The 3,581-nt window shown below is 73.8% G+C and carries 3 protein-coding genes and 1 pseudogene; all 4 read right to left on the bottom strand.

The window, feature by feature from the left end; all coding sequences use genetic code 11:
- Window positions 1-503: ABC transporter ATP-binding protein (locus ACWD6P_RS36815; protein WP_451448578.1), on the bottom strand; the 503-nt coding region annotated here is incomplete at its 3' end.
- Complete coding sequence (locus tag ACWD6P_RS36810; protein ID WP_451448577.1) at window positions 500-1,024, bottom strand: PadR family transcriptional regulator; 525 nt, start codon at window positions 1,022-1,024, stop codon at window positions 500-502. The genes ACWD6P_RS36810 and ACWD6P_RS36815, both read right to left, overlap by 4 nt.
- 99 nt (window positions 1,025-1,123) lie before the next feature.
- Window positions 1,124-3,460 carry an ABC transporter permease gene (locus ACWD6P_RS36805; RefSeq protein ID WP_451448576.1) on the bottom strand — a complete coding sequence of 779 codons (2,337 nt, stop codon included), beginning with the start codon at window positions 3,458-3,460 and terminating at the stop codon, window positions 1,124-1,126.
- Window positions 3,457-3,581 (bottom strand): annotated as a pseudogene (locus ACWD6P_RS36800) (ABC transporter ATP-binding protein); the annotation flags it as partial. The pseudogene ACWD6P_RS36800 and the gene ACWD6P_RS36805, both read right to left, overlap by 4 nt.

Raw genomic sequence — 3,581 nt, 5'->3', positions numbered from 1 at the left:
TCGGCGAAGACCACCCGCGGCCGGGTGACCAGCGCGCGGGCGACGGCGACCCGCTGGCCCTGGCCGCCGGAGATCTCGCCGGGCCGTTTGGCCGCCACGTCGTCGACCTCCAGGCGCTCCAGCCAGTCGCGGGCCTGGCGTTCGGCTTCCTTGCGCTTGGTGCCGTTCAGCCGCAGCGGCAGTGCGACGTTCTCCACGGCGGTCAGCTCCGGTACCAGCTGGCCGAACTGGAAGACGAAGCCGAAGTCGCTGCGGCGCAGGGCGCTGCGCTGGGCGTCGCTCAGCTCCGTGAGGGTGTGCGGGCCGTAGCGGACGGTGCCGGAGTCCGGGCTGATGATGCCGGCCAGGCAGTGCAGCAGGGTCGACTTGCCGGAGCCGGAGGGGCCCATGACGGCGACGACCTCGCCGGGGTGGATGGAGAACTCCACGCCGTCCAGCGCGGGCGTGGGGCCGTACGCCTTGCGCAGTCCCTCCGCCGCGAGCAGGGATCCCTCCGGCGTCATGTGCGGACCGCTTCCGCCAGCTTGTCGAGCCGCGCCGCGGTCAGCTCCAGCCAGCGCAGATCGGCCTCCAGATGGAACAGGGCGTGGTCGCAGATCAGCTGGTCGGCGAGGTCGCCGCCGCGCTTGCGCTCGGTCAGCCCGCGCATCAGCCGCAGATGTTCGGCGCGCTGGGTGTCCAGCAGCTCGGCGGCGTTCCGTTCGGTCAGCAGCGCCAGGACGACCTTGGTGTAGAGCGTGGACTGCAGATACGGCTCGGGCTTCTCGGGCCGGGCCAGCCACTGGGCGACATCGGTGACTCCGGCGTCGGTGATCGCGTACCGCTTGCGCTCCGGGCCGGCGCCGGCCTCCACGCCGTCCACCTCGACCAGGCCGTTCTTCAGCAGCCGGGACATCGTGGAGTAGACCTGCCCGTAGTGCAGCGGGCGGTCCTGGCCGAAGTGCTCGTCGAAGGCCCGCTTGAGGTCGTAGCCATGGCGGGGGCCGGACTCCAGGAGGCCCAGCAGCGTATGACCGATTGACATGCGGACCACCTTACTCGTGGGTGTATCGCTGGTGTATACGCACGCTGTATAGCGGGAGGGGGTGCGCCCGGGACCCCTGTGCCGGGCCCCGGGCGGCGATCACTCCGTACGCAGCCCGTCCGGGCGCATCATCCGCCACAGCGGCGGCAGGCTGAGCAGGGTGACCAGCGCGATCAGCGCAGCGCCGGTCGCGGGCAGCGGCCAGACCACCGACCAGTCGACGCTGCTCTTGCCCGCCATCCGCAGCAGCACCAGCCCCAGTCCGAGGCCGCCCGCCACGGACAGCGCGAGGCCCAGCACCACCGGTACGGCGGTCTGCCACAGCACCGACCAGCCGAGCGTCGTCCGCCGGGTGCCGAAGGCCACCAGTACCGACAGCAGCCGGCGCCGCTCGCGCAGCTGCTCCAGCGTCGTCACCAGCATGCTGGCGGCGATCAGGGCCAGCGTCGCGGCGGAGGCGATCAGCAGACCGGTGCGCACGCTGGCGAACTGCTTGTCGCGCTCCAGGTCCACCAGCGTGCGCACGTTCATCAGCGGGTCGATCCGGGCGGCGGTGTTGCGCACGTACTCGGCGGCATCGACGACGCGCGGATCGGTCTTCACCATGGCGCGGGCCGTCGGATCCGACAGCGCGGCGGTGTCCAGGGAGCCCGGCGTCGCGAAGATGCCGAAGGCCATCCGTCCCGAGGGGTCCTTGCGGGAGTCGACGACCCGGGCGGACTCGGGGATGGTCCACAGCCGCGGGGCGCCGTCCGGCTCGTCGGTCCGCGGGTCCCGGTTGAAGAGCACCCGGGCACCGGGCCGCGCGGTCTTGAAGAGGTAGTCGCTGTCGACCATGCCGTTGCTGTCCCTGACGACGAAGACGTCGCCGTCCTTGCAGGAGCCGGTGTGCGCCAGTTCGCCCAGGGTGGGGCAGTCGCCGACGGTGACCTGGGTGCTCGGGGCGAAGTCCTCGCCCCTGCGCACCGGTCCTGGCCGGGAGGCGGAGGACTCGATGGTCGCGATGACACCGCGTACGCCCTCGGTGCCGCGGAACCGCTCGATCATCTGCCGGATCGTGGCGACGTCGTGCGAGGGCAGCGCCACGCTCAGCTGCGCCCGGTTCGGATCCTGCCCGGTGACCTTCAGGAAGTCGCTCTGGATCGCGGCGAAGAAGAGCTGCAGGGCGATGGCCCCGGCGACCGCGACGGTGATCCCGCTGACCGCGCGGGCCGCCGCGCCGCTGCCCAGCTGGAGCCGGCGGGCGGCCAGCTGCCAGGGCACCGGGCCGCCGCCGAAGCGCCCCACCACCGCCTCGACGAACCAGGGCAGCAGCAGCGTGATCCCGAACAGCACCAGCACCGCGCCGCCCGCGATCAGATACGGATCGACCGAGCCGTCGCCGCCGTCGATCCGCCCGTTGGCCAGCAGCAGCGCGAGGCCCGCGAGCGGCAGCGGCAGCCGCCACCACAGCCGGCGGCGCCGCCCGGCGCTGTGGCGCACCACGCCCAGCGGTTCGATGGCCACCCCGCGCAGCGCGAAGAGGGTGACGCCGACGGCGCAGAGCGGGACGGCGGCCGCGACCAGCGCGGCCAGGGCCGGGACCGGTGTCAGGTCGCCGGGGAAGGCGTTGACGTCCCAGACGGTGACCGCGCCGGCGAGCTGGCGTGCGGCCAGGAACATCGCGGTGCCCAGCAGCAGCCCGCAGACCGCGCCGAACAGCGCCTCCCCGGCGGCCGTCCAGCGCACCGTGCGGGTGTCGGCGCCGACCAGCCGCAGCGCCGCCAGCCGCCGGTCGCGCCGCTCGCCGCCGAAGCGGACCGCGGTGGCGATGAAGAGGGCCACCGGCATCAGCAGCACCACACAGGCCACGATGATCAGTACCAGCAGCAGCGGGTCCAGCTCCCGCGGCGGCGTCCGGCTGCCGAAACCGTCGATGCGGAACGCGCCGTGGGCCTCGGTGAGGGTGTCGCTGACCGCGTAGTACGCCAGCTCGCCAGGACCGACCAGGCCCGCCTCGCCGATGGTGCCGACGGCCTTGAAGCGCAGCCGCTCGCGCAGCAGCTTCCCGTCCGCAGAGGCGAGCAGCTCCTCCAGGGCGGGGGAGACCACCATCTCGCCGCTGTGCGGCAGCCGCCGTACGCCGGGCGGGGGCGGGGCGCCGGACCCGTCGGGGCGCAGCAGCGCGCCCCTGACCGCCTCGCCGCGGAAGGACGTCCCGGCATCGGCGTACAGCAGCGTCGACGAGGAGCGGGCGATCTGCCGCTCCCCGTCGACGGCGGCCCGGGCGTCGCCGCGCTGCTGGCGGGCGTCCAGGATGTGCGGGATCGACGCGGCGCCGAGCAGCAGCACCACTCCGAGCCCCACGCCGACGGCGGTCAGGGCCGTACGGATCCAGCCCTCGCGGCCGCCGCCGGCCGCGAAGCGTACGCCCATGGCCAGGCTGCGGGCCCTCATACCGCGCCCGCCGTCTCCCGGGCCACGCCGTCGCGGACGACGATCTCGCGGTCGGAGTAGGCGGCGACCCGGGATTCGTGGGTGACCAGGACGACCGCGGCGCTGGTGTCGCGGGCGGCGT

This window comes from Streptomyces sp. NPDC002446 (genome assembly GCF_053595675.1).
The sequence above is the reverse complement of the archived record's forward strand: the minus strand, read 5'-3'. Positions and strand labels throughout refer to the sequence as shown.

Excerpts from the sequence above, each read along its gene's own strand:
- ACWD6P_RS36810 (WP_451448577.1), bottom strand. The coding sequence starts at position 1,024 with ATGTCAATCGGTCATACGCTGCTGGGCCTCCTGGAGTCCGGCCCCCGC.
- ACWD6P_RS36805 (WP_451448576.1), bottom strand. The coding sequence starts at position 3,460 with ATGAGGGCCCGCAGCCTGGCCATGGGCGTACGCTTCGCGGCCGGCGGC.